The sequence below is a fragment of the Methanosarcina barkeri MS genome, from assembly GCF_000970025.1.
GTDB classification, from domain to species: Archaea; Halobacteriota; Methanosarcinia; order Methanosarcinales; family Methanosarcinaceae; genus Methanosarcina; species Methanosarcina barkeri.
In genome coordinates this window covers 2,682,582-2,709,453 of the sequence record NZ_CP009528.1, presented here as the reverse complement: position 1 = coordinate 2,709,453, position 26,872 = coordinate 2,682,582, and the positions used below count along the sequence as shown (strand labels likewise).

Sequence of the window (26,872 nt, the reverse complement as noted above, 5' to 3'; positions counted from 1 at the left end):
CATGGAGAATGAAAATAAGCTGTCTGAGAGAGAGGAGAAAAATTCAGACTACGATGTAATAATCGTAGGGGCAGGGCCTGCCGGAATGTTCGCGGCTTACGAGCTTGCGGAGGTAAAGCCGTTGAAAATTCTTATTGTGGATATGGGCAGGGACATAGATGAACGCTTCTGTCCCATGAACGCCCAGACGTACTGTATGCACTGCATACCCTGCGATATTATGTGCGGGGTTGGGGGCTGCGGAACTTTTTCGGATGGAACCTTAAACCTGCGGCCTGATGTTGGAGGAGACCTGGCAGACCTGACAGGTGACCAGACCAAAGCCTGGCAGCTCGTAGAAAGCGTGGATAAGGTTTTTTTGAAATTTGGGGCTCCACAGGGAGCTTTGCTGACCGAAAGCCCTGAAATAGAAGAGCTTAAACGCAGAGCGGCTTCAGTAGGAGCTCGTTTTATTGAGATAAAGCAGCGGCATATAGGCTCAGATAATGCTCCTGCAGTAATAGGACGATTTAAAGGAAACCTTGTTGACAAAGATGTGGATTTCCTGCTTGAAACCGAGGTAAAAGATTTGCTGATTGAGGAAGAGACCTGCAGGGGCATTATACTTTCTGACGGACGAAAACTCCGGGCCAGTTATGTGCTTTTATCACCTGGAAGGCGGGGCTGCAGCTGGGTCTCAGATATGATTGAGAGGCACGGAATCGAAGCCAGATACGGCGGGATTGACATAGGAGTAAGGGTTGAAGTTCCTGCAATCGTTATGGATCCTGTGACGAAAATCAACCGCGACCCAAAGTTCCATATCCAGAGCCGCCGTTATGACGATTTTGTTAGGACTTTCTGTACGAATATGCGTGGATATGTCGTAAAAGAAGAGTATGAGGGCTTTATTGCAACTAACGGCCACTCTCTGGCAAACCAGGAGTCCGAAAACACTAATTTTGCTTTTCTTGTCCGAGTCGAGCTTACCGAACCAATTGAAAACACCACAAAATACGCCCGTTCGATCGCGAAACTTGCAACCACGATAGGTGGAGGAAAGCCAGTTCTGCAGCGCATGGGCGACCTGAGAAGGGGCCGACGCTCCACAAAAGAACGCCTTGCAAAAAACCTTGTTGTAAATACACTCAAAGACGTAACTCCAGGCGATATTTCAATGGCTCTCCCCCACAGGATAGTTATGGATATAATCGAAGGCCTTGAGACCTTAAATGAGATTATTCCAGGCGTTACCTCAGATTCGACCCTGCTGTACGCCCCTGAAGTCAAGTTCTACGCAATGCACCTTGAAGTTGACAGGCAAATGGAAACCAGCATCAAAAACCTCTTTGCAGCCGGAGACGGAGCAGGGCTCTCAAGGGACATAGTCAACGCCGCAGCTACCGGTATTTTGGCGGCTGAAGGAATAATGAAAATGATCAAAGAAGAGGAAGGTGCAAAGGCAGAAACATAATTCATTTTATAACTTTGAGACTAACTTTGAGACTCTAACTTTGAGACTCTAACTTTGAGACTCTAACTTTGAGACTCTAACTTTAAGACTCTAACTTAGGACTCTAACTTTAAGACTCTAACTTTAAGACTCTAACTTTAACTATGCCATTTACTCCAAGACAAATTCATTGGAGTAAACTACCTTTGTTTCGCCCAGGTCAATTGGTCTTTTCCAAGGTTCAGCCTCGACGTCTTCTGATTTCACTGTGACCAAACTGTAGCGGAATGCAAACCTGTATTTGCCCCTCTCAATCGTCTCAGGTCCAAATGGCTCGGTAACTGTTTTGAATGGACATATCTTCTGGTTCCACTCATAAAGAAGATCAGAGTGTGGTTTCAGCTCCGTTACAACACCAACAGGTTGCTCATAGAGTATTATTCGGCAAGCTTCTCTATCCCCCTCAATAGCTGGCAGACGGAAATCCATGCTCTGCCAACCCTCGCTTTGAGCCCTTTCAAGCTCCCAGAAGACCAGGTCGCGCTGAGAGTAGCCTATGTACCAGATAGGAGTATCTAGGTTATTTGTTACTTTTAGCTTGACTATTTCGCCGCGAACATACTGCGTCTTGTCTGTAGCCATTGCAACAGACAGAGGTATTGCAGAAGAGAGAGGTGTAGTTGAAGAGAAATTCGATGTAGTTGAAGAGGAATTTGATGTAGTTGAAGAGGAATTCGATGTAGTTGAAGAGGAATTTGATGTAGTTGAAGAGGAATTTGATGTAGTTGAAGAGAAATTCGATGTAGTTGAAGAGGAGTTAGATGTAGCTGGAGAGGAATTGGATGTAGTTGGAGGGGAGTTAGATGTAGTTGGAGGGGAGTTAGATGTAGTTGGAGAAGAGTTGGGTGTAGTTTCTGTCGATGAGTCTGAACATCCGGTCGAGAATAGGGACGCACTGAGCAGGATAATAAGTAGGATTCCCACAACTGCTGATTTTCTCATAAAACTCTTATAGTTTTTTTATAACTTTAAAATATCTGATGGTCAACTTGCTTTTTATTGGTGTTGAGCCAGTCTCAAAACTCAAAATTTCTTCTTTGAATCCCATAGTCTCAATAGTCAATAGAGCTTTCTTAATTTTTCACTCGCAGAAGCATCAATCTCAAAGTAAAAAAGGCTTTTATACTTTTCATGTACACTGAAACTCCATGAGAATCTGGCCTCTAAACATAAAGGCTCAAGAAAACGCAGCGACGGAAAAAGTAGACATTGAGAACACAAACCTCAAAAAGGTACATGTTCCACAAAAAGGAGAAGCCGGCTCTTTCTGGGAAAACAGGGGTGACCGATATCACTGTGGGGTTGATCTGTATGCTCCTGAAAATACAGAGGTAGTTTCGATTGAAGGAGGAATTGTCACAGAAACCGGTCTGATGACTTCGCCTGAAATATTGCCTTACTGGAATCCGACTTATTACGTGATTATCGAACAGAGCAGTGGGCTGTTCTGCAAATACGGGGAACTTGCAGACTTTACCGTAAGAAAAGGAGACAAAATAGAAGCAGGAAACTTGATAGGACACGTTGGAATGGTTCTTAACTCCAAAAAAATCGATGGTTCCTGCCCGCTTTACATCCAGAATCTGAAACACAAAAATCCAAGTATGCTCCATTTTGAAGTCTGGAGGAGTAAACCAATTACCGTTCACAAAAATTATCTTGGAGGTAACTGGTTTGCCGAAGAAATGCCTGAAAACCTGATTGATCCTACCGGATACCTTGAACAATTAGATCTGTGATATCTGTAATATTTATAATATCTGTAATTATACCAATTATACTGTAATTGTACTGTAACTTTACTTGTGTATCTGTAACCAAGATTAAAGCTGTAATTATACCAATTATACTGTAATTGTACTGTAACTTTACTTGTGTATCTGTAACCAAGATTAAAGCTGTAATTATACCAATTATACTGTAATTGTACTGTAACTTTACTTGTGTATCTGTAACCAAGATTAAAGCTGTAATTATACCAATTATACTGTAATTGTACTGGAATTTTACTTGTGTATCTGTAGCCAAGATTAATCTTCACGCAAGAAAATAAGAAAAACTCACAGCTTACTGCCGTCTTAACTTCTCTGGTTGGTGCCTTATGGAAAGTATGGAATATAAACAGAAGTGAAAAAAGATTTGAAAACCTTGAGGACAGGGATTTTTTCGTTGCTACTACCTGCACATGCCATGGTGTATTGAACATGTTTTATGTTATATGATAAAAACTTGCTTTAATTACCTGATGACTCAGTAAAAATAGTATTATAGGCAAATTCGTGCTCAAGTGCCTGCAATCTTGCACCAATTTTTTTCTCTTAAGTTTCTGCAATCCGGCAGCAGTTTTTCGCTCACCAGCTTTTTCGCTTATAAGCAGGAATAAGCTAAAAATAGATCTGCTATCAGACCGATCTATAAAAGGGAATTTTATGGAGGCATTTGTGGGTACAAGCGGCTGGTATTATGATTGGAACAAAAAGAAGAACCTTGATTGGTTTGTCCAGAATTCCGGGCTGAACAGTGTTGAACTTAATGCCAGTTATTACAGGTTTCCCTCGCCTGAGCAGATTGAAGGCTGGAACAGGAAGGGGACTGAACTCCGATGGAGCATAAAGGTGCACAGGTCTATAACCCACTGGCGACAACTCAGTGAAAGTTCCCTGGAAACTCTGAAAAATTTCCTTGAGCTTTTCCGACCCATGGACCATCTCATTGATTTTTACTTATTTCAGGTGCCTCCAAAGTTTGATGATCTCGAAAGGACACTCAGGTTTGCAGAAGCCGCAAAACTTGGGAAACGGTTTGCCCTGGAGATAAGGAATAAAGCCCTGCTGGGAAATGATGAGGCGTGTGAAGAGCTAATGAGGAAAGTGACCCTTGTGTCCGTTGACTCACCTGACTACAAAAATCGCATCTTCCCCGGAAAAAACGTGTATATGAGAATGCACGGAAGAGAAGGCTGGTACAGTTACGATTATTCTCAGGCGGAAATTAGCGAAACTATCAGGGAAATTTATGAATTCGAGCCTGAGAAGACCTACATTTATTTCAACAACGACCATAATATGCTGGATAATGCAAGAAAGGCATTGAGAGTTTTTTCAGGTTTGTAAACCTGGAATAATCACCTTTATATTGAAAAAACTGCCTTTTCCTGAAAGAACGGATATCAATCAATGGCGTTAGTTCTCACTTTTTCATGTTAACTTAAAAAGTTCGGTTTCATTTGTTAACCTTTATTATGAATAAATTATTATATTAAGAGGTATATTCAAAGTTTAATATGGAGATTCTGAGGAGTTAACAATCAGGTGCCTCAAAATCAAAAACGAATTTTTGAGAACCCAACCCACAACAAAGAAACCATTTACCCAGAATTCCCTATATATATAAAAAAGAAGTGAAATATATGTTCTGGAGTAAGGACTATATTGTAGAAAGGCTGAGCAAAATCCCTAGAACCCTGGAAGACATTTCAATAGAAGTTTTTGAAGGTGTACCCCCTACAAATGATTTTTTACAAAAAGCTGGCCTTTCAAGCGAGAACTGCATAGATGCATCCTGCGTCTGCAAAGACTCCCACATAAATGTGGGTATAGAACAGGCAGGTATGGAAAAAGAACTAATGTACCCTTATGTAGATGATTCCGTTCCGAATGAATTTGCGGTTCAGTCAACTCAATACCAGTTTATGGTGCCTTATGAAATCCTTGACAATAACATAAGGAAAGAATACAGGATATTCCAGCCCGAAGAACTGAAAGCAAAGTTTCCTGTAGCTTATAAACAGCTAATGGAAATCAAACAGCCATCTGAGGCCAAAACACAGGAACTCATTTCGGCTGATTACCGTTTCGAAAATGAAAGTTTCCTGCGGTATATAAACACACCTAAAATCATCATTACCAGCAACTCTCGCCTTCATGCCTCATATGATCCGACCGGAAAGCATGTTTTTGCGAATGGAGTAGGTGTCGTTCTCGGAGATCCCACACTCTATCTTTATGTTACGGCCGTACTCAACTCTTCAATAGCAAAGGCTTTTCCTGAGGTCTGGAGACGCAAAGAGGTACAGAGCAGAGTCAAACTTAATTCACAAATGCTGAAAAGGTTCCCAATCGCGTTCCCTAAAAAAGAGGGTATCGAGAATGTTATAAGCACAATCTCCCGTTACCTGATTTACCTGAACAGGCAAAAACAGATGGCAAAAACCTACGCGATATCAGGTTACCAGGAGCTCATCGACTTCTACAAGAGAATTTCGGATCTTCTGATTCTGGACACATACATTACAAATGACCTTGACCCGAGGCTTCTTGACGTCCTTACCGAAAACATCACGGCATCCGATGGAGGATTTGAATACAGCGACGATATAACTCTCCTGATCGGACTGCAGGAAATAAAGAAGAACATTCTGAATTCTCCAGACTTTGGCAATTGCAGGTTCAGTAACGAGTTCACAAACATTCTAGCAACTCTGAAAAACAACACTGTCTGGTAAAAGAAAAAACTCAGCCAGTCCTGCGTTATTTTCCTTTCCAGATACTTTAACTTTTTATTTTCCGGACTTTTGACGTTATTATTTTCCGGATGTTTCGGCTTTTTATTTTCAATGCAGTCTGATTTTTCTTTTTCGAATACTCCATTTCAAGCCTGAGTTCTGTGAGTTTAAACTGCACCAGGGAGTTGATACTGTGCTGAGAGGAGCATGCCGTTTTCTTAGCTTAAGGTGACAGAGAGCCGTAGAGATAAAAAGTAATTCTCAGTATCCGATTCAATTGATCCTGTCAGGCCTCCGTGGAATCGAAAACAAATTCCGCATAAACTGGATAGTGGTCCGAAACAGCATCCGTTTCTTCTGAAGTCAGGTTATATTCAAGGTCATATTTGGCACATACGATAACCGGAATTCCTGATAGAACATGAATTCCTGATAGACTAAAATCCCGATAGATCAAAATTCCAGATAAACTAAAATTTCAGATAGACTAAAATTCCAGATAGACTAAAATTCCAGATAGACTAAAATTCCAGATAGACTAAAATTCCAGATAGACTAAAATTCCAGATAGACTAAAATTCCAGATAGACTAAAATTCCAGATAGACCAGCCTAACCTGTCAAGATATTGTTTTATTGTTCGTTATCTGTTACGAATTTTAATGCATATGTGAATTAGGGCAACTCTAATAAAATATGCTGCTGAGCAAGCTTATTTAATATAGGAGCATTTCAAAATATTTACAATTGCCATAATTAAATTTCCAGAAAGATGTTTATATTTTCAGATAAACATGTTTATTGGACTGCTTTTCGTTACGGAGGGGTGAAATATGACTGATTTCAAGAAAGACTCAGGAAAAGAAGATATTTCTGATGAAAGTACCTCTATCAAAGCTAAAGATAAAAATCCAGAGAAAGAAATGGAAAAGGAAACAGGAAAAGAAATAGAAATAAATAGGACTTACGCAGTTAAAATGCCGAAAACTTGATATCTTTATAAATATACTTATGGCTTAGTGTTTCTCTAAAAACGTACGGAGTTATGGACATAAATCCACCTAAGTGTACCGACATTGACTACATTAATTTTCTCATTGCGGCTTCTAACGTTTTTAGCTGTACTGAAGCTGCTAGATGTTATCCAGACATAGCTAATGCTCCTTCTCATGATGCTTTTACTCGTTGCCTTCAAAGGCAACCTCCAGACACGGAAGCACTATGGGAGGAAGTAAAAAGTTATGTCAAGCTTAAGGGAGGATACCTAATTGTTGATGATTCAACATTAGATAAACCATACGCAGAAGAAATTGCTTTTGTTCGTCGTATGTGGAGTGGAAAACATCATCGTACTGTAAAGGGAATAGGCCTGGTTACCTTAGTTTGGACTGACGGTACAACCGTTATACCTATCGATTTTCGAATTTATAACATCGATGTAGACGACAAAACAAAGAATGACCATTTCCGTGATATGCTTGACAAGGCCGAAGAACGTGGTTTTAATCCCAAATTCGTTTTATTTGATACATGGTATGCAAGTGTGAAAAACCTTAAAGCCATTAGACAGAAAGAGTGGCATTTCCTTACAAGATTGAAAAATAATCGTTTGGTAAATCCTGACAACAAGGGAAATGTGCCACTTGAAACAGTAGATATTCCTCCAAAAGGACGTGTGGTTCACCTCAAAGCATATGGATTTGTAAAGGTGTTTAGGATAGTTTCAAAAAATGGAGACACGCAACACTGGGTTACAGATGTGCAAGAGATGGATGAAGCAAAACGTGAAGATTTGGCAAAGAAGTCATGGAAAATTGAGGAATATCATAGGGGAATAAAACAGTTCTGTGGTGTCGAAAAATGTCAGGCAAGAAAGGAAGAATCACAAAGAGCACATATAATGTTCTCATTAAGAGCTTTTCTTAGACTGGAATTACAAAGAATCAAAAGTGGAATATCCTGGTTTGAAAGTGCTATGAAAATTAGAAGAGTGGCAGTGACAGAATACTTAAGGAATCCCCAATACACGTTAAATTAATTCAAATATTTGAAAGTTTGGAAAAAACAATATGCTAGGAGCCAACTGCGTAACTCCTAATAAAAACAAAAAATCACAGAAATCTGCTTGAAAGGTACGAACAGCGTCTGAAAGATCTTGATCCGGAGCTTATCACCCCTGAAGATGAGATTGCTCTAAAGGAAGCTTTTATACATGCAAAAGAGACTTTTGAACCAGAGGAGCTGGTAAGCTGGTTCACAGTTAAAGCCGAGCCCTTTTATAGATCCGTATCCTGGAAAGTGCTCCTTTCCCTCTATGAAGAACTGCTTGGTATTGTGGAAAAAAAGCCTGGGCCTGAAAGTCCGGAAACCGCTTCTGTACTGAACGGACTTGCAGGGATCTACCGCTATATGGGAAATTATGACGAAGCTCTGAAGCTTTTTTCAAGAGCCTTAAAAATTCGTGAAAATCTCCCAGATCAGCCCAGGCCTGAAACCGGGAATACGCTCGGTGAGCTTGGAATTCTTTATACTCTTATGGACCGGCGCAAAGAAGCTCTTTCATTTTATACCCGGGCACTTGAGATCCAGAAAAAATTTCTGAGCCCGAAAAATCTAGGCGCTGTAAGAACACTGAACAGGACGGCCTTTTTCTATAAGGGGCTGGAAAAACCCGAGAAGGCTGAAGAATGCTTCAGGCTGGCTCTCAAACTTCTGGAACAGCTTCAGGACCAGGAGTCTGACAACCGTGTGGTTATGGGATACAGAGCCGGAACCCTGAACAACCTGGGTGTTCTGCTCTCGGAAATGGGCAAACTTGACGAAGCTGAGGACAGGTACGGGCAGGCTTTAGAGCTTCAGGAAAAGGTTTACGGCCCTGAACACCCGCAGGTGGCTCAGACTCTAAACAATCTTGCCCTGCTCTATTTCCAGACCACAAGGTATGAGAAAGCCATGATTCTTTATACACGGTCCCTGGAAATTATGGAAAAATTCGGAAAAATCGAACATACGGGCTTTGCTACGACTCTGAACAACCTGGCAGGCGTATACGTCCAGAAAAGCCGCTATGAAAAAGCCCTGGAGCTCTATACAAGAGCGCTCGAAATCCGGGAACGTGTCCTTGGTCCTGACGACCCTGATGTTGCCAAGACCCTGAATAACATGGGCGAACTCTACAGGATCCTTGGCCAGCACAAAAAAGCCCTTCCTCTCTACACCCGCGCCCTCAAGATCTATGAAACAACTCTCGGCCCTATACATCCCGATGTAGGCACAACCCTGAATAACCTTGCAGGCCTCCACGAAAGCATGGGTGAATACGAAACCGCAATAAACCTCTACGAAAAAGCCCTCGATATTATCGAAAAGGAATACGGGCCCGACCACCCATATTTCAAGATCACACGGAATAATTTAATTGGCCTGTATGAGAAAATGGAGAGAAGCTGGCGGAAATAAGAACTTACTCATTTTATCTCTATTTTAATTATTTGATTCCGATTTAAATTATTTTTTCCGATTTAAATCATTTTATCTCGATTTATAAGTCTCAATTTTTTAGAGTCAGAATAAGAGGGTCTCAAATTAGCTTTAAAAAAATCTCTAATTTAATTTGATACCCACCTATTTGAAAGAATTCCTTTTTTTTGATTTAAAGGTATTATTTGCTTTCTTTTGGTTCAGGTTTTCCGAAAAGAGGGGTACTGTGGGTATTTTACAGTATCATTGCGTTTTTCTTATTATCCGTATCCCACGAGTTTATTGCCAGGGGATAGATTCGAATCTCTGTCCACCTTTTTCTAACTATTAATGCGCAAAAATCAACTCATAGTATACTATACATAGCTATAGTTAGAAACACAATAAGTAATTATATATATTTATTTGTATATATTGTAAGTATGGAATTCGGGGGTATAAAAACAAATATGGAATTAAAATTCAATTTTTGGTTATAATTATATGACCTTGACAAATTTTACTAATAAAACAAATAACTGAGCAGCTTCCACGAGATGGGGGTTTGAGTTTTCTCTTTATTCGTATCGCAAGCAAGGGTTCGAGGTAAGATTACCAATTGAGTAAAGGATAGTACAGGCAAGAACCCTCTGCAGGCTTTCAGGCTTTGTACACGTATTGCCCCGTTTATCACGCGGGCAATATTGGCGGTGAACCGGGCTGGATCGAAGGGAATTCAAGGAAGTGGCTGTGAAGTTCGACTATCACAATAATCACTGGCACAGCCGGTGTCATGAGCTATTGCTCAAACACATCCAGATTACTTTAAAAAGTTTGACAGACCTTGAATATTCAATACAAAGAATAATACAAGGAATCAAACTATGGCAAACATAATAGAAGAATTGCTGGACGTCCTGATGGTCCCGCCCGACAAGAAAATCGACCTGAAGAAGGACTATGACCCCGGATTTACCGGCAAATGGATGAAGAAAGAAGAGGCCGAAAAGACCCTGGCCGAAGGCATCCAGATACTGTCTGAGATGCAAGACAAGCTCTGGGCCCAGAACCAGTACGCTGTGCTCATAATCCTTCAGGCCCTCGATGCAGCCGGCAAAGACGGCACTATCAAGCACGTCATGTCAGGAGTCAACCCGCAGGGCGTTGATGTCCACAGTTTCAAGGTACCTTCCAGCGAGGAACTGGACCACGATTATTTATGGCGCAACTTCAAGGCCCTGCCCTCTCGCGGCCGCATCGGGATTTTCAACCGTTCCTACTATGAAGAAGTCCTGGTCGTGCGCGTACATCCTGAGTTTCTCGCCAACCAGCAACTACCCCCTGATCTGAAAGACGAGCATATATGGAGTCGACGCTTCGAGGAGATCAACAACTTCGAGAAGTATCTGGTTAACAACGGCATCATTGTCGTCAAGTTCTTCCTGTACGTGTCCAAGGATGTTCAGAAGGAGCGTTTCCTGGAGCGGACACTGATGCCGGAAAAGAACTGGAAATTCTCCGCAGCCGACATAAAAGAGCGCGCATTTTGGGACGATTATATCGCCGCCTACGAAGACATGTTCAACCATACAAGTACTGAGTGGGCGCCCTGGTACATTGTGCCTGCCGATCACAAATGGTTCACGCGGCTGGCCGTGGGAGCCGTTCTCTACAACACGATGAAGAACCTCAACCTGGATTATCCTACCGTCAGCGAGGAGCAGAAACAAGCTTTACTTGTGGCTACGGAGGAACTCGAAAGAGAGGACGGTGGCGTGAAAGATAAAGCCGTCTTAAAGGCTGAAGAGAAGGCAGCTGCCGATCATGAAGTTACGGCTGCGAGCAGTGCGGTCACCGAGGACGAAGTTAAAAAGAGGGGAAAAAAGGAAGGCAAGAAAAAAGGCAAGAAGAAAAGGTAAGGTCACGTCGGAAAGCCGGGTTACTCGCACCAGAAAGCATCAAAGTCCCCTCACTTTTTGAACTAAAGGAGAGGAAACATGTCACATCAACCTGATCAAACCACATCACAGGGTTCAGTCCAAAAGATGTCAGATGTAAAATGGTATGCGATTACGCCGGCAGAAGTCGCCAGCCAGCTCCAGGTCGATCCGGTCAGGGGCTTGAGTACGACGGAGTTGCAACAGCACTTTCAGCAGTATGGTCCGAACAAACTGGCGGATAAGAAAAAGAGCCGGGATGGCAGGCCTTTCTGCGCCAGTATCGTGACCTCATACAGATCATTCTGCTGGTGGCTGCGGCTGTCAATCAACTTTTCACTGGAAAATGGGTAACCACGTTGGTGCTGGTGAGCCTGACCGTCTTTAACGCGGTTCTGGGTCTGCGTGTGGAGTCAAAGGCCGAAGCCAGCCTGGCGGCATTGGCCGGGACAATGAAGAACGTTGTCCGTGTGCGTCGGGAAGGCGAGGTAAAAGAAATCGAGGCCGAAGGACTGGTGCCCGGCGACATTGTGTTGATGGAGGCTGGCAATGTTGTTTCTGCCGATGGCCGTCTGTTCGTGGCGGCCACGATAGAGATTGAGGAAGCCGCCCTCACCGGCGAGAGCGTCGCCACTCTGAAGGACACCGCTACCATTACAGTTCCGAGGTTTCCCTGGGCGACCGCGTGAACATGGCGTTCATGAATACTTCGGTCACTCGCGGACATGGAGAGATGATCGTCACCACCACCGGTATGGGCACAGAGATGGGGAATATCGCGGACTTGCTAAACAAAACCGAGGCGGCAAAAAAACACCCTTACAAAAGCAGCTCGATCGACTAACGATGATTATTGCGGCTTTGGCGGGCCTTGCCTTCATCCTGATGGTTATTCTGGGACTGCGCAGCGGACAGGCACTAGACGCAATCTTCATCGCCGGCGTAGCGCTGGCGGTCTCAGCCATCCCTACCGGCCTGCTAGCTGTAGTTACCATCATGTATTCCATGGGTACGGACGGCTCAGAACGCCATTGTCAAGCGGCTACCGTCGGTGGAAACACTCGGCTCGGTCTCAGCTATTTGCTCCGACAAAACCGGCACGTTGACGCTCAACAAGATGACAGTGCGAGAGTTCAGCATACCCGGCCAGAATCGCTACAGGATCTCAGGTGAAGGCTACAGTACGCAGGGAATATTAGAGCATACAAGCGGCGTCGCCGCAGGACAGCCATGGAAAAAGGGTACTCCTGCTTACAGTACACAAGGACAGTTACTGAGTACAGGCGGTACTAGGATAGATCTTGATCCTTTCCTACTGCCGATGGCACTATGCTCCGATGCTCGCCTAGACGGTGAAGCATTGATCGGCGACCCTACCGAAGGCGCGCTGATCGTGCTGGCCGAGAAGGGGGGTCAGCGTGGAAGACGCTCGTCAGATGTACCCGCGCGTGGCCGAAGTGCCTTTCGACTCCGATTACAAGTTCATGGCTACGTTCCACAACATGAAGAACGAGCAGGGCAAGTCGGTGGCGCGCTGTTTCGTCAAGGGAGCGCCGGATGTGCCGATCGCGCGTGCCGGTTAGTACTGGCCTGCCAGGTGGTGAGAATTATCCTATCACCAAGGAGAATCGCAACCTGGCGTTCCAGGAAAACGACCGCATGGCCGAAGCGGGTTTAAAAAATGTGAACAATCAAGGTTCCGGGTAAAATCCGTCTTTCAATACTTTCCCATCATCTTCGCAATCGCCCTGTGTATCCCATGTATACTGAATCCGTTTCCGAGGTACATCATCGGGCAATGTTCGGTCATGCATTCGAGACCTTCTGCCTTGCATGTGTCCATAGCTTTTTCGGTTTCTGTTCTCCAGTGAAGCCAGATTTTAGTGATGCCTTTCTCCTTCAGGGCAGGAATAAAGTTTCCAGGGTCGGTTATTGTGACGCCCAGTACGGCGCGGTCAAGGCCGGCTGGAAGTTCGGAGACTGTTCTTAAAGAACCGGATTCCGGCTTGTCTGAAAGGTCGATGATATAGACATCTTTGCCCCGGTTTTTAAGTTCGGATATAGCCCACTTCATTGCAGGTTTTGTATGGTCAGTGATGAATGCATAGGTTTTTGCGTTCCAGAAGTTTTCCCTTTCGGATGTCGTTGGTTCCATCTTGAGTTCCCCCGATTAGATTCTAAATTAAGTATATCTTCTGTTTCATATAAAAAACACAATGCAGTTTTCAGCCAGCTTCCGGCCAGCACAGAAAGAGTTTCTGAAATGTAGAGTTTCTTAAATGTGGAGTTTCTTAAATGTCAGGCTGGATAACATATGAGTGGTATAAAGAAGTACAAAAGACTGAAAAGACCGAAAAAACTAAAAATATAAAAAGGGCAGCAGATCCGGATAGGATTCTGCTTATTTTTCTTGTTTATCCTGCTTACTGCCCCTGAAGCTTCTGTCCTGCTGCCTGAAGTGCTCCGCCGAGTGCCTTTGCGAGTTCACAGTTCTGAGAACACTTTGAAGGGCAGTTACAGTACTTAGGAGCGTTTTCTGCCATCCATTGCCCCAGAAAACCGAAGGCTTTGAGCTGGTCTTCATTTGCAGTCTGTACGAAGTTGTTTATATCCTGTAATTCCATGATTTATCACCGAGATCAGGAATGTTGTATATATTTATATACTTAAGCGTTATAATTATGTACATGGTATTGATTGTATAGAAAAATGACCTTAAATTAACAAACTTTGATAATCCCTTTAATTATCAGCTTTAAATAAGCACGGTCAATAAACCCTTCACGATCAATAAATCCTTCAGTTTCAGTCTTAATAACCTTTAATGAAGCCTTTAATTACCAGTATTCCTAGTTACGTTAATTGTTGTCCTGATTACAACAAACTTTAACTAAAATAATTTTAATTTCCTATAAAATAAAGTTTTAAAAAGTTTCCGAGGTAAATAAAAAATGGAGATGGCTAACGAAAATTCCGAGACTTATTACCGGGAGGAACTTCACTCAATTAAGGAAGAAGTAACATCCTTGCGGAACGAGTTCTCACGGTTTTTGCAGAAAGCAAACCAGCAGCATATTGAAGAAATGATTGGGGAGATGAGAAAGAGCTTCATGAAGCCCATGGTAGACTATCTCTGTGAGGACGCAAGCGAGATAATGCATACCCGGATGACAACAGACTGCGGGATGCGGGATTTTTGTGAAAAGGCTTTTCGTGAGCTCTTGCATGAAACCGCAGGGCTTGTTGGAAGAGGCAGGATCGAAGCTGAAACCATAAAGCTGTACAGGGACAGGCTGGAAGAATTAAAAAAGGAATCTAAAAACTCAAATTGCAGCAAGTGTTTTTCGGAAGCTACGAATCTTTTTGAAAAGCAGGTCAAACTTATGCGCTCGCTCCAGATTTATGAGGAAAAAGGTGAAGAGGACAAAAAAATCGACATCAGCGAAATTGAGCCTGAAAAGCTGGTCACTGAAGTCTGCGAGCCGATAGCAAACCGACAGCGTCTACTAATGCTCAAAGCGCTTTCAGGGGAAAGCAAGACGTTTTCCGAACTTTCCAAACTTACAGGCCTACGCGGCGGAAATCTGCTTTTTCATCTTCAGAAACTCCTTGAAACAGGAATGATTTTACAGCGAAATGAACGGGGAGACTATATTATTACCAGGAAAGGTTACTCCACCCTGCAAGGGCTTTCCAAAATCTATTCTGAAATTGAGAATGAATAACAACAAAAATCTATTCTGAAATTGAGAATGAATAACAACAAAAATCTATTCTGAAATTGAGAATGAACAACAACAAAAGCAGTATTAGTGAAAAAACAATTGCGGGGAAAATGTAAACCAATAAAAAAGCAATAGCAGGAAAAAACAATAAGAAAACGGTATAAAGACAACAATAACCAATAAAATGATAAAAAGCCAGTAAAATTGGCGTGAACTGCCCCTCCCTGAATTCTTTGCCTTTCGGCTCAATTTCGAAGGAGAAGCTTCTTGGTTCATTCCTTTATCTTTTGAGAACAAGTCCCCAAACCCTTCCCCGCGTTCCGCAGGTGTCAGATAACTATAAAATTTTGATTATAAAGTGAAAATTTTTTGATATTGATTGCAGCATTAATGTCCCTATCATGTTTTGTTTTACAATCAGGACATTCCCACTCTCTATCCTTTAATGTCAAATCTGAATTATAATATCCGCAAACACTACAAAGTTTAGATGAGGGTTCAAAATGTCCTATTCTCAGGATAGTTTTACCGAACCAATCTGCTTTGTATTCTAACTTTATTATGAAGCTACTCCACGCTGAAATACCTACTCTATTCCCACTGTAGTAGATTCTGAGAATTCCTGCTTTACAGGAAGTTCTTTTCCATCTTCCACAAGAATACTGATATAATCTTTTCTAGTGTAGGATCTTGAAATGGTTGCTGTTTTCAGAGTGCCTTCAAACCGCCTGTGCTTGAGATTGATTTAGTTTTTATTTTCTGTTCTAAAGCCCAATTATAGACAAATCTACAGGCTCCAAAATGAACTTTTATAAGTTTTTTCTGGCCTTTAGTAGGGTAAATTCGATACTTGTAGGCTTTTAACATCCTCATATTACATGTTTTAAAGAAATAAATGGTTTTTTGTTAAAGGTTATTTTATAAAGTTGACGGCTTTCAACCCCATCTGCCACTTTCCGGCTTTCGCCAGAAATTGTCTAGGAAGGGGACTTCTCACCTTATGAGTTGAATCAAATAAATTATTTCAACCATCACTTTAGCCGTCATTTCCTATTGCGCTAACCGGGCAGGCTTCTAACGCTTCTTCACAAAGTTCTTTTTCTTCATCATTTTCAGGCTGCTTATATACATAGGCATTGGATTCGTCGTCATTCATCTTGAAGTTTTCAGGTGCAGTATCCACACAGAGATTACAGGCTATACAGTTATAGTCACAATAATAAGGTCCTGGAATATTTTCAACAACTTTATCTGAACTATCGGCTATACTTCACTCCCCCATTGTGTTTATTTTACAATAAGAGTAATTAAGAGGATTTTTATATATAATTTAACGTTCGAAAATGACTTTCTCAGTGAATTAAGTTCCTTGATAAGCTTATGCAGTCCTGTACATCTTAGTGTATCTAGAAAAAAAGCTTGTTTGGTAACTAGCTTGTTTGGTAACTAGCTTGTTTGGTAACTAGCTTGTTTGGTAACTAGCTTGTTTGGTAACTAGGCTTGTTTGGTAACTATTCGTGTAGTTTTTTTTTAATAATTTCACTGCTGGGACATGCTTTTCAAAACCGAAGAATAGCCTATGTTGAGGTTCTGGGAAATTTATTTAATTCTATCCACCTTTTTATTAAATGGAAAGCATAAAATTGCTCTAGATCCATACCTTAAGGGAGAGGGTACCATCGTTACGAAAGAAGAAGTTATCGAAGTTCTAAAGACATGCTATGATCCTGAAATTCCGATAAACATTATTGACCTTGGACTTGTTTATGGGGTAGAAGTAGAAGGAGATTTGGTCCATATCAAAATGACTCTAACTATGCCTGGCTGTCCTATGGGAGAGCTTATTATAGAGAATGTGAAGCGAAAGGTTGAGGCAATAGAAGGAGTAAAAGAAGCAAAAATAGAGCTTGTTTGGGACCCACCGTGGACTCCTGACAGAATTTCGGAAGAGGCAATGAAGCGGATTACAAAATAATCAAGGAATAATCAAGGAATAATCAAGGAATAATCAAGGAACTGTCTTTCCGTAGATGTCCTCTTAAATGAATAATTTTCTTGCTATCGTTTTTGGAGAAATTTCCAAAATTTAGTATTGAGATTGTCTGGGATCTCAATTGTTGCTACCAAAAAACAAGAAGGAAAACCTTTACTGAACATATAATGTTTAAATGAATGAGTAAACGAAGAAATACAATTGAAAATAATAAATAGAGATATTGAAAAAACGATATCGGGAAAAATAGTGAAATTTATCAGACATTTGCGGAAAGTGGGAAGGAATAATCAAGGAATAAAAATATTGTACCAGAAGTATGGGGGAAATAAATATGGGAAATCAAGGTCTTACAGACCTGCCAATGAAAGTCAAACTGCCTGAGCCAGAAGCTGCGGATAGAAGCCATATCGAAGAACTCATTGCAAAGCGGAGGTCCGTAAGAAGATATAAAGACAAGGAACTCTCCGAGTCCGTTATTTCTCGCTTGCTCTGGGCTGCTCAGGGTGTAAGTTCTAAGGAAGGTTTAAGGACCGCACCCTCTGCGGGTGCGCTTTACCCTCTTGAAATTCATGTAGTTGCCGGAGAAGATGGAAAGCTTGAACCTGGAATTTACAGGTACATTTCTGAAGGCCATACGCTTGTCCGAGAAATTGCAGGTGATATGAGGGAGAGGCTTTCAAAAGCTGCTCTTTCCCAGCCCATGATCCGGAGTGCTCCCGTTTCATTTGTAATCTCCGCGGTTTATCCGAGGATAACAGGCAAATACGGTAGTCGAGGTCTTCGTTATGCCTATATGGAAGCAGGGCACACTGCACAGAACATATGTCTACTTGGAGTGGAGCTCGGGATAGGAACCTGTACAGTAGGAGCTTTTGAGGACGAAGAGGTAAGAAAAGTGCTGAAACTGCCAGCAAACGAAGATCCTCTTTATATTCTGCCTCTGGGTTATATTTGAGTTCTTTGCAATATCATATTTCTATGTTTCTCTAAGAAAGCCTCTTATGCTACCAATGTACTTGCAAAAAGTCCAAAATTCAAAATTGAAAACCCGAATGAAAAGAAGAAACTTAAGAGATAATGGGATTTAAAAAAGAAAACAATAAAGGAATCAAGAAAGGGTTTAATACAGAGATTCAGAAATCTCAGAGGTTCCTTTTAGTCTCAGGGTTCATCTCAGTGTTTTCCCGGGTTAGCTTGCCTTCTGAATACTGATATATCGTAAGTTCGCCTGTGGAAAACCTGACTTTCTTGATATCCTCATCGGAAATCCCTTCTATATATTTGACCAGAGCTCTCAGACTGCCCTGGTGAGCACAAACCAGCACATTTTTTCCTGCCTTTACAGCAGGCAGGATTTTCTCCTTGAAATAAGGCACTGCACGTTCGTACACGACTTTAAGACTTTCTCCGTCAGGTGGACCTGGCTGAAAGTTCCACCTCCAGGAGGCAAGTTTTTCGGCTCCGTATTTTTCTTCCATTTTCTGTTTTTTCCTGCCCTGGAGCTTACCGTAGTAACGCTCGTTTAAATAAGGCGTGAAATAAATCGGGATAAGTTTTTTACCGAGTTTTTCAGGATACGAGTACCAGTCCGTTTTCCCTGGATTTCCTTCATTCCCTGTACTCTCATGGACAACAACCCCTGTTTTCTTCTGTCCGGACAATATTAAGAAAAGTGTTTCCTGCGTCCGCACAAGGTTTGAGGCAAAAGCAAGGTCCAGTTCGAACTTTTCAAGCTCTGCTGCACATTGAAGAGCCTCTTCGATCCCTTTCCTGCTGAGAGAAATATCCACCCAGCCGGCAAGCCTTTCTTCGGGCTTTAATCCAGGTTCTCCATGCCTGACAAGTATAAGATGACCCATAAAACGATACTCCATATAATCAGTTTCTATAGCCAGGAGCCAGTAAGTATGGCTAGAAGCCAGTAAGTATGGCTAGAAGCCAGTAAGTATGGCTAGAAGCCAGTAAGTATGGCTAGAAGCCAGTAAGTATGGCTAGAAGCCAGTAAGTATAGTCAGAAACCAGTAAGCACTATGGTTTATTACTTCTTCGGTACAGGTCTGAACTCAAGCCGGGTATTGTAGAGAAGGTGCCATAGATCACCTTTCTTTGCCATTCTTTCTGCGTCAATCCCAGCTCCCTGCCCCTCGATCTCGAGCCTGATACTCCGCTTCCCGAAGGTGACTTTTCCGAGTCTGCTTTCCATTCTGCTGTAATCAAGGGCATCAGCAAGCCGGATAAGAGCAGCCACTTTCAGGGTAAGCTCCTGAAGATCCTCGGGCATTTTCCCGAAGTCCTTTCCTTTAAGTTTCTTAACTTTCTCTTTATCTACACTCTTTTTATGCAGGAAAGCAGTCCAGGCAACAACAGGCCTGAATCTTTCAGGCACCTCTAAAGGCGGGTGAATGAATAAAATGTTCCTTCCTGCTTTGTGATGATTTTCAAAATCTACTGCTACTCCTATATCGTGAGTAAGAGCAGCTGTTTCTACCAGGTTCCGCATTTCGGAGTCCAGTCCATGTATAGAATTAAGAATGTCAAATAACTCAAGAGCGTTCCTGGCCACATTATCGGCATGGCTACGTTCAATTCCATATATGTGGTAAAGGTCCTTCAGAGACAATGGCTCGGGAAATACTCTCTCTGCGGACTGACCAGCTTCTGAAGATTCGTTATCTGAACTCACACTGGATCCCTTTCTTATTTGTCTTTCATTAATATTATAATTATATTGATTTATATTTATTTTCTACCCATTTTCACTGTATAAACGGCAGTGTGCCTAATCTTCTGTATATTTTACTCTATACCCTTTACTCTTCTTTTTTGATTACTGCTCCATTATTAAATACTTATTTCCTGTGATCCACTCTTCGTTAAAAAGGAAATTCACGGAACTGAGGATTTAACAATTTAAGTTTTCCATATTTGGTAAGGATAGTTAGGGGCTTGTAGTCGTTTCTACTGGTTTTCCGTGAATCGGTACGCTCATGGCGTTGTGCACAAGATTGGAGGAGGGTTTCTTCCTCCGTGACAAGGATTGAAAACATGTAATTAACTGGCGAATTCCGTCCCAACGTTTGTTGATAATCCAATTTTTGAATTTATTTGGATGTCTTCTTTTAGCTCATCTCCATAACATTTCCCAGATTCTATTGTCAAGTGTCTGGAATGATTGAAATTATGTAACTGTATATGAGCCAGATTGAAATTATGTAACTGTATATAAGCCAGATTGAAATTATGTCTGTATATAAGCCAGATTGAAATTATGTAACTGTAACCCTGGTAAACCTCCACCTTGCAATAAGAAACATTATCCCCGCAAAAGCCAGGAGAGCCAGGAAGGAGACAATAACCTCTCCCTGAGTGTAGGTATAGAGGAGTCCAATTGACGAGAATTCGCTCCCTATTGCAAAATACCTGATCCCGCTGACAAGGTGTGTGAGCGGATTGACTGTTGACAGAGCCCGGAGCACGGGAGGAAAGGAATTTGCAGGGTAAAGTGCATTGCTCGTGAAAAAGAAAGGCATGGTAAGCAGGGTTATTACAGCCTGCATTCCTTCCGGGCTTTCCATTGTTATTGCTATTGCAGCCGAAAGAAAAAGAAACCCGAGAGAAAACGCCCCTATGAAAAGCATGATCCCAAAGAGTGAAACCAGAACCTGTATTGCTGTGTATCCTTCAAAAAACTGGACTCCCAGTAAAAGCCCAAAAACCATGATCACAGTGGCCTGGATAAAGGATTTTGTCATGGCAGAAAGTCCTATCCCTATGATTATATGAATTCTTGGCAGAGGACTTGAAAGGGTCTCACGCATAAGCCCCCAGTTTTTGTCAAACAGCAGCACTGTTCCTCCAAAAAGACTTGTAAAAAGCGTGGTCATGGCAATTACGCCTGCACCTATGAATGTCAGGTATCCCACAGCCCTCACCCCGGGAATAACTTGCATTGTTGCAGTAAGCCTTTCAAAGTTGTTTGACATTGCTACTCCGAAAAAAGCTAACCAGAGTGCAGGCTGGACAAGGGAAGTAAACAGGAGAGTTCGGAACCGGACAAACCTCAACATGTCACGCCAGTATATAGTAAGAAAGCCTTTATGCATCACTTAACGCCTTCCTGGTTTGCCACAATTGTTTTTTCGGTCCCTGTACTTGGCCCTCTCCCTGTATCCCTTAGCTCCCTTCCGGTATAATGGACAAAAACGTCATCCATTGATGGCTTTTTAAGGTTTACGGCCCTGATCTTAATTCCCCCGTTCCGAAGTTTATCCATGATCTCAGGCAGCAGGTAGGTACCGTCCACATTGACCATAGCAATTATTCCTTTTGATTTGCCTCGAACCCCCTTTACGGTATCAAGTTTCTCTAACAGGCTGGAAGCTTCCCTGTTATCACTTGTTTCGAGATATATAAGATCTTCACCAAGTGCATTTTTTAACTCCCAGGGTTTGCCTGTGACAATGATTTCCCCATGATCTATGATGCTTATCCTGTCACTGAGCTGGTCGGCTTCGTCCATGTAATGGGTTGTCAGGAAAATTGTTGTGCCCTGCCGGTTGATGTCCTTTACGTAATCCCAGATTCTTATTCTTGTTTGAGGGTCAAGCCCGATTGTAGGCTCGTCCATGAAAAGCACTCTCGGACGTGTCATGAGCCCCCTTGCAATCTCAAGCCTGCGCTTCATTCCACCGCTCAGATATCTTGTCAGGACATTCCTCTTTGCTTCAAGCTCTACCAGACTGAGCAATTTGTCAACACACGACTGCCTTTGAGCTTTTGGCATGGAATAAAGCCTTCCGTGGTATTCCAGAATCTCACGAACAGTCATATCCCTATCAAGAGTCAACTCTTGAAAGACAATCCCTATTGATTCCCTGACTTTTTCAGGCTCGGTTCTCAAATCATAGCCTGCAATAGTTACTCTTCCTTTCTGCATAGGCAGGAGAGTGGTAAGAATATTAATTACAGTACTTTTCCCAGCCCCGTTTGGCCCGAGAAAAGAAAATATCTCCCCTTTTCTTACCGTAAAACTGATGTTATCGACGGCTTTTATCTCGCCGAAAAAATATTCAAGGTTATTTACTTCTATGATATTATCTTCCAGAACCAGTACTCCATCTGCTTCTATCTATAAAGGAAATGAAACTTTCATTGATAAATAGGTATTTTGCCGGAATTTCTACAGAAAGTAAACTGATTAATGAATCTGGGTAAACTACCTAGCCCTGAAACTCTCGTTTGACAGCTCAAGTTCTTGAGAGTGAAGATTCTCTTGCTTCATTCTCCTTACTTCCGCCAACGAGTCCACGAGCTCTTTTTCATGTTTCATAAGTGTAAATTTCTTGTTATTGATTACGATATTTATGTTTCATAAGTGTAAATTTCTTGTTATTGATTACGATATTTATGTTTCATAAGTGTAAATTTCTTGTTATTGATTACGATATTTATGTCCCGATTATACAAGGCATCACATTCGGGACAAAGCCATTCCCTTATATTTTCAGTAAGATTTGGATGTTTGTCATAAATATTGCAGGTTTTTGATGATGGCTCACTGCCTTAATATATAAATAAAAAATATATTTAATCCTAATTAGCATGAAAATAAGAAATGTGAATCCTGATTAGCATAAAATTAAAAAATGTTTAAAGCCGGTAAGCTTACAATAAATGTAGATCGTTTCTCGGAAACTTCACGGTACAGGGCAAGACTCAAAACTAAATATATTAGATCCATTTAGATCCATTCGATTTCATCGTCCTTATTTGAAGCTTTTTTTGCAGATACACCTTTTCTTTTACCTTTTTTGCTTGAACGGACTTTTTCTTCTGGTTTTTCAGCGGGTTCTTCAATGAGGTATTTTATCAGAGAGTCGAGATTCTGTTTTAGTTCATAGTTATAACTTTTTGGAAGTTCGTCCTGCTTTTCAACAGCTTTCAGAGTTTCTTCAAAATATGACTTTGCAAGGGCTGGATCTCTTTCAATGTAGACTATCCCCATAACAAAATACAAAGGGTAAAAATCTTTATATTTTTGATTGAACTTTTTGTAAAAGTCCTGGATTTTTTCAAAATTTTCTATTTCCATAAGGTCCAGGAGATAGGATTGAACAAGTTCAACATAATCCGGACCATTTTCCAGCAGGTAATCAAATTTTTCATTGTCATCCATTAAAAAGAAACCCGTTTCAAGATTCTCTGCCGTACTGTCCACTCCAAAAATCTCGTCTGGCCCCAGTACTTCTAATAAGCCTCCCTCTTCAAAAAGGTCTTCCTCGTCAAAGAAATCTTCAGCATCTTTTTTCATGAGAAGCATATCAACCTGAGCTCCAGATACGCCCATTTTACTTGCAAATTTTTTGAACTGCCTTTCGTATTTTTTCTCTTCTTCCTCTGAAAAAAAGCCAAGCACGTATGTAACCCACTTTACATAGGCCTGTTTTCCCTCCAGCCAGGACCTGTTATCAATGACCCACAAAACGTAGGCAAGAACAAGAGTAAATTCATGGTCGGTAAGCGGGCTTTCCTCAAGAGGTTCAACCAGGCTTTTTACAATTTCCTTTTCAAGGGCTTTTTCAAAAAAACTAATTGGCTTGTCGCGGTTCTGCTTTATATTCTTCAATGCTTTTATGACATCTTTGTCCGTTACTTTCCGGTTCTCTTTGTAGTAATATTCGGCAATTGAAAACTCGATTTCACTAAGATATTCACTGTACTCGTATTCATTCTCGTAAATGCTTTTTATTTCCTTTATCATTGGAGTATCCGGCATGAGAAGTTCGGACAATGAGAACTCACTTCAACAAGTTTATTGTTTTCATCAAGATTCATATGATTCTTATCTGGTCGTTGATTTATATTAGTTTCCATGTGTCTTCGGAACCGAGAAATCATGAATTTCGCCTTTATTGTCCTGTTTGATACTTGTCTGTTTGTCCTGAACACATTTTTTAGCAGGCATATGAAATTTTCTAAGTGAACATTGTTCAAAAACATCATTACTAAGTTGTACCAATTGCTGCTTATCAAGTGAACGTTGTTCATCAATTCTAAGCAAATTTATATATACGATAAATAACATTTGTTATATAACATATGTTATCTAATGTGATTCTGTATGCCATCTAAAACAAATGCTGAAAAAACAAGAAGGTCCGGACCTTTTGGAAAATCTAGAGAAAAACAGTTCAGTGTTTGCATGGGAGTGTCCGGTTTTGTTTCGTGAACTGGCAATACAGAAAATCCATACGTGACTTCTTATGAAACCGTTCAGGATGCTATGGTTGAAACACTGGCTGAAGACCAATAAGTCGTATTCGTCGAATCTTAGTAAACTTGTGCATAAATCAAAAAATAATCAGAAATCTTTCAGATCAAAACAATGTTTTGTTATTGAATCGGGGTAAAATCATGAAATCAATACTTTTCGTACTTGCTTTGCTTCTTTTATCGGCCCCTCAGGCCTCTGCAGCAAACAGCACCCAGACCTATGGAACAAGTCCAGCACGCATAGTCGAACTCTACAGTGACCTCGAGTCCTTTGATATAACACTCTACTCGGTCCAGCCGGAAAAGAATCTGACCCTTGAGACATCTTTGATCAGGCCAGGAAAGGGGAGTGAAGAAATCATTGCTACTCAGGAATTTTTAACTGGTAATTTTCCTGCGAATACAAAAGTTACGAAAGTTGGCTTATGGGATGTCAGGAATCCCACGCGTGGAGCTTATACTCTGAGAGCAAGGCTTATGGAACAGGGGCAGATACTCTCAGAATCCAGGTATGAATTTGTTTACGGCAGCAACTCAGCTTCCAGACTTCATGTAGACGATCTTGTCCCTAACTCCGAAGGAATCTCTGTTGTACTCTCCCCAAATCAGGCTTCACTTTTTGATATCGAATATATGCTTGTAAACGGACACGATGTAATCTATGAAACAAAAACCGAAAAGGTATCCTTGACAAGTGTTCCTGAAGCTTTTTCTGCATTCTGGGGTACTCTCCTTGAGAATAATAAAGAGTATGATGGTAGAGTAAAGGTCCATGTTTACTCCCCAGACCAAGGGTTTATAGTTTCAACAGAGCGTTTCACTGCCAGAGACGATGCTGAGATTACCGATATCTACGAAGACGAGACCGGGGCAAGTGCAACTATTTATGGGCGTTCCCAGGTGCCTTTTGAAGGAAGTCTGCTTTTTTCAGTACACAAACTGGACGCAAATTCTGAAAAAGGGAGTGCCAGTCTTGTTGAGTCTGTCCAGCAAAGGGTTCCAGTGTTGCTGAATAACGATGACGAAACCATTGAGGTCGCCTGGAAAGAAAGGCTCACTGAGGGAGTTTACAGACTCAAGATTGAACTTATCGGTAACGACGGAGATGTTATAGAACGCAGGGAAACCATTGTTGAGTCTGATTTTTCTCCTATGAATGAGGGTGCGACAGTCCTTGATACAGGAAATGAAACCTCAGACGAAGAAGAGGGGAACGGTATCACTGGCTCTTCTGTTATAGCAGGAACTGCGGGGCTTGCTATGGTTTTTGTATTTTTTAAAATACATAATAAAAAATCAAAAAGGCCGTGAATTCCATGAGTTATGAACTTTTAATTGCTCTCAGACAGATCAGGGCAAGAAAATTCCAGACTCTACTTTCGGTAGGAGCAATAGCTCTAGCTGTAATGATACTTACAATTTCCCATTCTATTATGGTAGGTGTTACAGAGGAGTTTTATAACACGTCGGTGGACAAAATTCCTCATGTCTCGGTCTCTCCAGAAGAAGGTGAGGATTACATCTATCTCTATGACACTTTGATAGAAAGGATTAGCTCAATTGAAGGAATTGCTGCAGTTTCTCCTTTCCTTACAGGTCAGGCTTCTTTGAAATTCAAGGACAATTCCCTTAATTCTGAGATTAGAGGTATAATCCCTTCACAGGAAAATGAAATTGGATCTATCGAAGAAGATATGGTTGAGGGCAGTTTCCAGGAACTGGAATTCTCGAGAAATACGGTGGTTATAGGTTCAAAGCTTGCGGAAAAACTTGAGGTTAATCTGGGGGACTTCATAAATGTGTCTTTTCCGAATGCAAATCCCCTCTCTTTAAGAGTTGTGGGGATCTTCCATACGGGGTCTTCTCTTGACGAGTCCCTGACATATACTTCCCTGCATACTGCCCAACAATTCTATGATGCCTCGAACGTGGTTAATGGGATTTCTGTTCGTCTCAGTGATTTTAACAGGGATAGGGAAATTGCAAACGAGATCAAAAAACTTGGTTATAATGCAGAAGGCTGGACAGAGACATATTCTGCAATCCTCCGCACCCTTGCTCTCGAAAGCACTACAGACAATATCATATACGGGCTTGTTGTTGTCATAGCCTCCTTTGGCGTTGTCAGTACACTGAATCTTTCGGTTATCAGTGCAACGAGTCAGATAGGTATGCTTCGCGCTATGGGTGCACCGGTCTCAAGCATCCAGAAAATTTTCATATTCCAGAGCGGGATTCTTGGCCTTCTGGGCGCTCTTATCGGCACTTTTGCAGGAATTCTTATAGCTCTGACAATAGGACAGTATGAGATCCAGCCAGATTCATCCGATGTTTACGGAAGTATTTCCTTCATCCCTGTTGCCGTGCACCTTATGGATACTTTATTCATCATTTTTGCCGTTTTTCTGCTTAATCTGATTACAGGAGTTTATCCTGCGCGGCATGCGGCAAAAGTGGACCCTATAAAAGCTATTACTTCAAAGTGAGT

At 41.6% G+C, this 26,872-nt stretch carries 30 protein-coding genes and 3 pseudogenes; 20 read left to right on the top strand and 13 right to left on the bottom strand.

The window, feature by feature from the left end:
• Position 1: 1 nt before the first annotated feature.
• Positions 2–1,453 carry an NAD(P)/FAD-dependent oxidoreductase gene (locus MSBRM_RS10940; protein ID WP_048116915.1) on the top strand — a complete coding sequence of 484 codons (1,452 nt, stop codon included), beginning with the start codon at positions 2–4 and terminating at the stop codon, positions 1,451–1,453.
• Positions 1,454–1,603: 150 nt separating this feature from the next.
• On the opposite strand, the gene MSBRM_RS10935 is transcribed toward MSBRM_RS10940, so the two are convergent.
• Positions 1,604–2,074 carry a hypothetical protein gene (locus tag MSBRM_RS10935; protein WP_048116918.1) on the bottom strand — a complete coding sequence of 157 codons (471 nt, stop codon included), beginning with the start codon at positions 2,072–2,074 and terminating at the stop codon, positions 1,604–1,606.
• Between MSBRM_RS10935 and MSBRM_RS10930 the strand changes: the two genes are divergently transcribed.
• The 4 genes from MSBRM_RS10930 to MSBRM_RS10910 all read left to right on the top strand — a co-directional run bounded on the left by MSBRM_RS10930 (position 2,061) and on the right by MSBRM_RS10910 (position 5,996).
• The gene (locus MSBRM_RS10930; protein WP_052712846.1) at positions 2,061–2,447 is read left to right on the top strand and encodes a hypothetical protein; all 387 of its coding nucleotides are present in this window, start codon (positions 2,061–2,063) and stop codon (positions 2,445–2,447) included. The genes MSBRM_RS10935 and MSBRM_RS10930 overlap by 14 nt on opposite strands.
• A 193-nt stretch (positions 2,448–2,640) precedes the next feature.
• Complete coding sequence (locus tag MSBRM_RS10925; protein ID WP_048155714.1) at positions 2,641–3,231, top strand: M23 family metallopeptidase; 591 nt, start codon at positions 2,641–2,643, stop codon at positions 3,229–3,231.
• A 690-nt stretch (positions 3,232–3,921) separates the two neighbouring features.
• Complete coding sequence (locus MSBRM_RS10915; RefSeq protein ID WP_048155708.1) at positions 3,922–4,605, top strand: DUF72 domain-containing protein; 684 nt, start codon at positions 3,922–3,924, stop codon at positions 4,603–4,605.
• A 296-nt stretch (positions 4,606–4,901) separates the two neighbouring features.
• Complete coding sequence (locus tag MSBRM_RS10910) at positions 4,902–5,996, top strand: hypothetical protein (protein ID WP_048116944.1); 1,095 nt, start codon at positions 4,902–4,904, stop codon at positions 5,994–5,996.
• Positions 5,997–6,282: 286 nt separating this feature from the next.
• On the opposite strand, the gene MSBRM_RS20435 is transcribed toward MSBRM_RS10910, so the two are convergent.
• Positions 6,283–6,453, bottom strand: coding sequence for a hypothetical protein (locus MSBRM_RS20435; RefSeq protein WP_155396446.1), 171 nt, complete (start codon positions 6,451–6,453; stop codon positions 6,283–6,285).
• Positions 6,454–6,828: 375 nt separating this feature from the next.
• On the opposite strand from MSBRM_RS20435, the gene MSBRM_RS20430 reads away from it, so the two are divergent.
• The 9 genes and pseudogenes from MSBRM_RS20430 to MSBRM_RS21365 all read left to right on the top strand — a co-directional run bounded on the left by MSBRM_RS20430 (position 6,829) and on the right by MSBRM_RS21365 (position 12,974).
• Positions 6,829–6,987 (top strand): hypothetical protein, encoded by a 159-nt coding sequence (locus MSBRM_RS20430; RefSeq protein ID WP_155400469.1) that lies wholly within the window; start codon positions 6,829–6,831, stop codon positions 6,985–6,987.
• Between the two features lie 53 nt (positions 6,988–7,040).
• Complete coding sequence (locus tag MSBRM_RS10905; protein WP_048155834.1) at positions 7,041–8,033, top strand: IS701 family transposase; 993 nt, start codon at positions 7,041–7,043, stop codon at positions 8,031–8,033.
• 59 nt (positions 8,034–8,092) lie between these two features.
• Positions 8,093–9,454 carry a tetratricopeptide repeat protein gene (locus tag MSBRM_RS10900; RefSeq protein ID WP_369815390.1) on the top strand — a complete coding sequence of 454 codons (1,362 nt, stop codon included), beginning with the start codon at positions 8,093–8,095 and terminating at the stop codon, positions 9,452–9,454.
• Between the two features lie 884 nt (positions 9,455–10,338).
• Positions 10,339–11,373 (top strand): polyphosphate kinase 2 family protein, encoded by a 1,035-nt coding sequence (locus MSBRM_RS10895; protein WP_048116948.1) that lies wholly within the window; start codon positions 10,339–10,341, stop codon positions 11,371–11,373.
• A 78-nt stretch (positions 11,374–11,451) separates the two neighbouring features.
• Positions 11,452–11,657: pseudogene (locus tag MSBRM_RS21925) on the top strand (cation-transporting P-type ATPase); the annotation flags it as partial.
• A 96-nt stretch (positions 11,658–11,753) separates the two neighbouring features.
• Positions 11,754–12,080 carry a P-type ATPase gene (locus MSBRM_RS21380; protein ID WP_230669168.1) on the top strand — a complete coding sequence of 109 codons (327 nt, stop codon included), beginning with the start codon at positions 11,754–11,756 and terminating at the stop codon, positions 12,078–12,080.
• A gap of 2 nt (positions 12,081–12,082) precedes the next feature.
• Positions 12,083–12,235, top strand: a complete 153-nt coding sequence (locus tag MSBRM_RS21375) for a P-type ATPase (protein ID WP_329957122.1) — start codon at positions 12,083–12,085, stop codon at positions 12,233–12,235.
• 2 nt (positions 12,236–12,237) lie between these two features.
• Positions 12,238–12,564, top strand: a complete 327-nt coding sequence (locus MSBRM_RS21370) for a hypothetical protein (protein ID WP_230668852.1) — start codon at positions 12,238–12,240, stop codon at positions 12,562–12,564.
• Between the two features lie 245 nt (positions 12,565–12,809).
• A complete protein-coding gene (locus tag MSBRM_RS21365) occupies positions 12,810–12,974 on the top strand; it encodes a hypothetical protein (RefSeq protein WP_230629098.1) in 165 nt (54 codons plus the stop codon).
• 134 nt (positions 12,975–13,108) lie between these two features.
• Here MSBRM_RS21365 and MSBRM_RS10885 read toward each other — a convergent pair whose 3' ends face one another.
• On the bottom strand, positions 13,109–13,546 hold the full coding sequence (locus MSBRM_RS10885) for a CoA-binding protein (RefSeq protein ID WP_048116951.1): 438 nt from the start codon (positions 13,544–13,546) through the stop codon (positions 13,109–13,111).
• Positions 13,547–13,686: 140 nt separating this feature from the next.
• Between MSBRM_RS10885 and MSBRM_RS20425 the strand changes: the two genes are divergently transcribed.
• On the top strand, positions 13,687–13,827 hold the full coding sequence (locus tag MSBRM_RS20425) for a hypothetical protein (protein WP_155396447.1): 141 nt from the start codon (positions 13,687–13,689) through the stop codon (positions 13,825–13,827).
• On the opposite strand, the gene MSBRM_RS10880 is transcribed toward MSBRM_RS20425, so the two are convergent.
• A complete protein-coding gene (locus tag MSBRM_RS10880; protein WP_011307901.1) occupies positions 13,815–14,015 on the bottom strand; it encodes a hypothetical protein in 201 nt (66 codons plus the stop codon). The genes MSBRM_RS20425 and MSBRM_RS10880 overlap by 13 nt on opposite strands.
• A gap of 327 nt (positions 14,016–14,342) precedes the next feature.
• Between MSBRM_RS10880 and MSBRM_RS10875 the strand changes: the two genes are divergently transcribed.
• Positions 14,343–15,116 carry a winged helix-turn-helix domain-containing protein gene (locus tag MSBRM_RS10875; RefSeq protein WP_048116957.1) on the top strand — a complete coding sequence of 258 codons (774 nt, stop codon included), beginning with the start codon at positions 14,343–14,345 and terminating at the stop codon, positions 15,114–15,116.
• 329 nt (positions 15,117–15,445) lie between these two features.
• On the opposite strand, the pseudogene MSBRM_RS19575 reads toward MSBRM_RS10875, so the two are convergent.
• The 3 genes and pseudogenes from MSBRM_RS19575 to MSBRM_RS10870 all read right to left on the bottom strand — a co-directional run.
• A pseudogene (locus tag MSBRM_RS19575) lies at positions 15,446–15,849 on the bottom strand (zinc ribbon domain-containing protein); the annotation flags it as partial.
• Positions 15,825–15,983: a helix-turn-helix domain-containing protein gene (locus tag MSBRM_RS22220; RefSeq protein WP_449288731.1), complete on the bottom strand. Its 159-nt coding sequence runs from the start codon at positions 15,981–15,983 to the stop codon at positions 15,825–15,827. The pseudogene MSBRM_RS19575 and the gene MSBRM_RS22220, both read right to left, overlap by 25 nt.
• A 169-nt stretch (positions 15,984–16,152) precedes the next feature.
• The gene (locus tag MSBRM_RS10870; RefSeq protein ID WP_048116964.1) at positions 16,153–16,383 is read right to left on the bottom strand and encodes a ferredoxin; all 231 of its coding nucleotides are present in this window, start codon (positions 16,381–16,383) and stop codon (positions 16,153–16,155) included.
• Between the two features lie 312 nt (positions 16,384–16,695).
• Between MSBRM_RS10870 and MSBRM_RS10865 the strand changes: the two genes are divergently transcribed.
• Entirely contained in the window at positions 16,696–17,091 is a 396-nt protein-coding gene (locus MSBRM_RS10865) for a metal-sulfur cluster assembly factor (RefSeq protein WP_230668850.1), read from the top strand.
• 352 nt (positions 17,092–17,443) lie between these two features.
• Positions 17,444–18,067 carry a SagB/ThcOx family dehydrogenase gene (locus MSBRM_RS10860; RefSeq protein ID WP_176722136.1) on the top strand — a complete coding sequence of 208 codons (624 nt, stop codon included), beginning with the start codon at positions 17,444–17,446 and terminating at the stop codon, positions 18,065–18,067.
• A gap of 187 nt (positions 18,068–18,254) precedes the next feature.
• On the opposite strand, the gene MSBRM_RS10855 is transcribed toward MSBRM_RS10860, so the two are convergent.
• From MSBRM_RS10855 to MSBRM_RS10835, 6 genes and pseudogenes are all read right to left on the bottom strand, one after another.
• Complete coding sequence (locus tag MSBRM_RS10855; protein WP_048116966.1) at positions 18,255–18,971, bottom strand: histidine phosphatase family protein; 717 nt, start codon at positions 18,969–18,971, stop codon at positions 18,255–18,257.
• Between the two features lie 179 nt (positions 18,972–19,150).
• A complete protein-coding gene (locus MSBRM_RS10850) occupies positions 19,151–19,795 on the bottom strand; it encodes an HD domain-containing protein (protein ID WP_048116968.1) in 645 nt (214 codons plus the stop codon).
• A 583-nt stretch (positions 19,796–20,378) separates the two neighbouring features.
• The gene (locus tag MSBRM_RS10845) at positions 20,379–21,215 is read right to left on the bottom strand and encodes an ABC transporter permease (RefSeq protein WP_048116971.1); all 837 of its coding nucleotides are present in this window, start codon (positions 21,213–21,215) and stop codon (positions 20,379–20,381) included.
• Positions 21,215–22,147, bottom strand: a complete 933-nt coding sequence (locus MSBRM_RS10840; RefSeq protein WP_230669166.1) for an ATP-binding cassette domain-containing protein — start codon at positions 22,145–22,147, stop codon at positions 21,215–21,217. Before MSBRM_RS10840 ends, MSBRM_RS10845 begins: the two co-directional genes overlap by 1 nt.
• Before the next feature lie 353 nt (positions 22,148–22,500).
• Positions 22,501–22,650: pseudogene (locus tag MSBRM_RS22215) on the bottom strand (RNA-guided endonuclease TnpB family protein); the annotation flags it as partial.
• 202 nt (positions 22,651–22,852) lie between these two features.
• Positions 22,853–23,902: a hypothetical protein gene (locus tag MSBRM_RS10835; RefSeq protein ID WP_230668848.1), complete on the bottom strand. Its 1,050-nt coding sequence runs from the start codon at positions 23,900–23,902 to the stop codon at positions 22,853–22,855.
• Between the two features lie 623 nt (positions 23,903–24,525).
• On the opposite strand from MSBRM_RS10835, the gene MSBRM_RS10825 reads away from it, so the two are divergent.
• A complete protein-coding gene (locus MSBRM_RS10825) occupies positions 24,526–25,695 on the top strand; it encodes a hypothetical protein (RefSeq protein WP_048155702.1) in 1,170 nt (389 codons plus the stop codon).
• A gap of 5 nt (positions 25,696–25,700) precedes the next feature.
• Positions 25,701–26,870: an ABC transporter permease gene (locus MSBRM_RS10820; RefSeq protein WP_048155700.1), complete on the top strand. Its 1,170-nt coding sequence runs from the start codon at positions 25,701–25,703 to the stop codon at positions 26,868–26,870.
• Positions 26,871–26,872 lie beyond the last annotated feature (2 nt).

Coding starts and splice junctions, on each gene's coding strand:
- MSBRM_RS10940 (WP_048116915.1), top strand. CDS start 2: ATGGAGAATGAAAATAAGCTGTCTGAGAGAGAGGAGAAAAATTCAGAC.
- MSBRM_RS10935 (WP_048116918.1), bottom strand. CDS start 2,074: ATGGCTACAGACAAGACGCAGTATGTTCGCGGCGAAATAGTCAAGCTA.
- MSBRM_RS10925 (WP_048155714.1), top strand. CDS start 2,641: ATGAGAATCTGGCCTCTAAACATAAAGGCTCAAGAAAACGCAGCGACG.
- MSBRM_RS10915 (WP_048155708.1), top strand. CDS start 3,922: ATGGAGGCATTTGTGGGTACAAGCGGCTGGTATTATGATTGGAACAAA.
- MSBRM_RS10910 (WP_048116944.1), top strand. CDS start 4,902: ATGTTCTGGAGTAAGGACTATATTGTAGAAAGGCTGAGCAAAATCCCT.
- MSBRM_RS20430 (WP_155400469.1), top strand. CDS start 6,829: ATGACTGATTTCAAGAAAGACTCAGGAAAAGAAGATATTTCTGATGAA.
- MSBRM_RS10905 (WP_048155834.1), top strand. CDS start 7,041: ATGGACATAAATCCACCTAAGTGTACCGACATTGACTACATTAATTTT.
- MSBRM_RS10895 (WP_048116948.1), top strand. CDS start 10,339: ATGGCAAACATAATAGAAGAATTGCTGGACGTCCTGATGGTCCCGCCC.
- MSBRM_RS21375 (WP_329957122.1), top strand. CDS start 12,083: ATGGCGTTCATGAATACTTCGGTCACTCGCGGACATGGAGAGATGATC.
- MSBRM_RS21370 (WP_230668852.1), top strand. CDS start 12,238: ATGATTATTGCGGCTTTGGCGGGCCTTGCCTTCATCCTGATGGTTATT.
- MSBRM_RS10885 (WP_048116951.1), bottom strand. CDS start 13,546: ATGGAACCAACGACATCCGAAAGGGAAAACTTCTGGAACGCAAAAACC.
- MSBRM_RS20425 (WP_155396447.1), top strand. CDS start 13,687: ATGTCAGGCTGGATAACATATGAGTGGTATAAAGAAGTACAAAAGACT.
- MSBRM_RS10880 (WP_011307901.1), bottom strand. CDS start 14,015: ATGGAATTACAGGATATAAACAACTTCGTACAGACTGCAAATGAAGAC.
- MSBRM_RS10875 (WP_048116957.1), top strand. CDS start 14,343: ATGGAGATGGCTAACGAAAATTCCGAGACTTATTACCGGGAGGAACTT.
- MSBRM_RS22220 (WP_449288731.1), bottom strand. CDS start 15,983: ATGTTAAAAGCCTACAAGTATCGAATTTACCCTACTAAAGGCCAGAAA.
- MSBRM_RS10865 (WP_230668850.1), top strand. CDS start 16,696: ATGTTGAGGTTCTGGGAAATTTATTTAATTCTATCCACCTTTTTATTA.
- MSBRM_RS10860 (WP_176722136.1), top strand. CDS start 17,444: ATGGGAAATCAAGGTCTTACAGACCTGCCAATGAAAGTCAAACTGCCT.
- MSBRM_RS10855 (WP_048116966.1), bottom strand. CDS start 18,971: ATGGGTCATCTTATACTTGTCAGGCATGGAGAACCTGGATTAAAGCCC.
- MSBRM_RS10845 (WP_048116971.1), bottom strand. CDS start 21,215: ATGCATAAAGGCTTTCTTACTATATACTGGCGTGACATGTTGAGGTTT.
- MSBRM_RS10825 (WP_048155702.1), top strand. CDS start 24,526: ATGAAATCAATACTTTTCGTACTTGCTTTGCTTCTTTTATCGGCCCCT.
- MSBRM_RS10820 (WP_048155700.1), top strand. CDS start 25,701: ATGAGTTATGAACTTTTAATTGCTCTCAGACAGATCAGGGCAAGAAAA.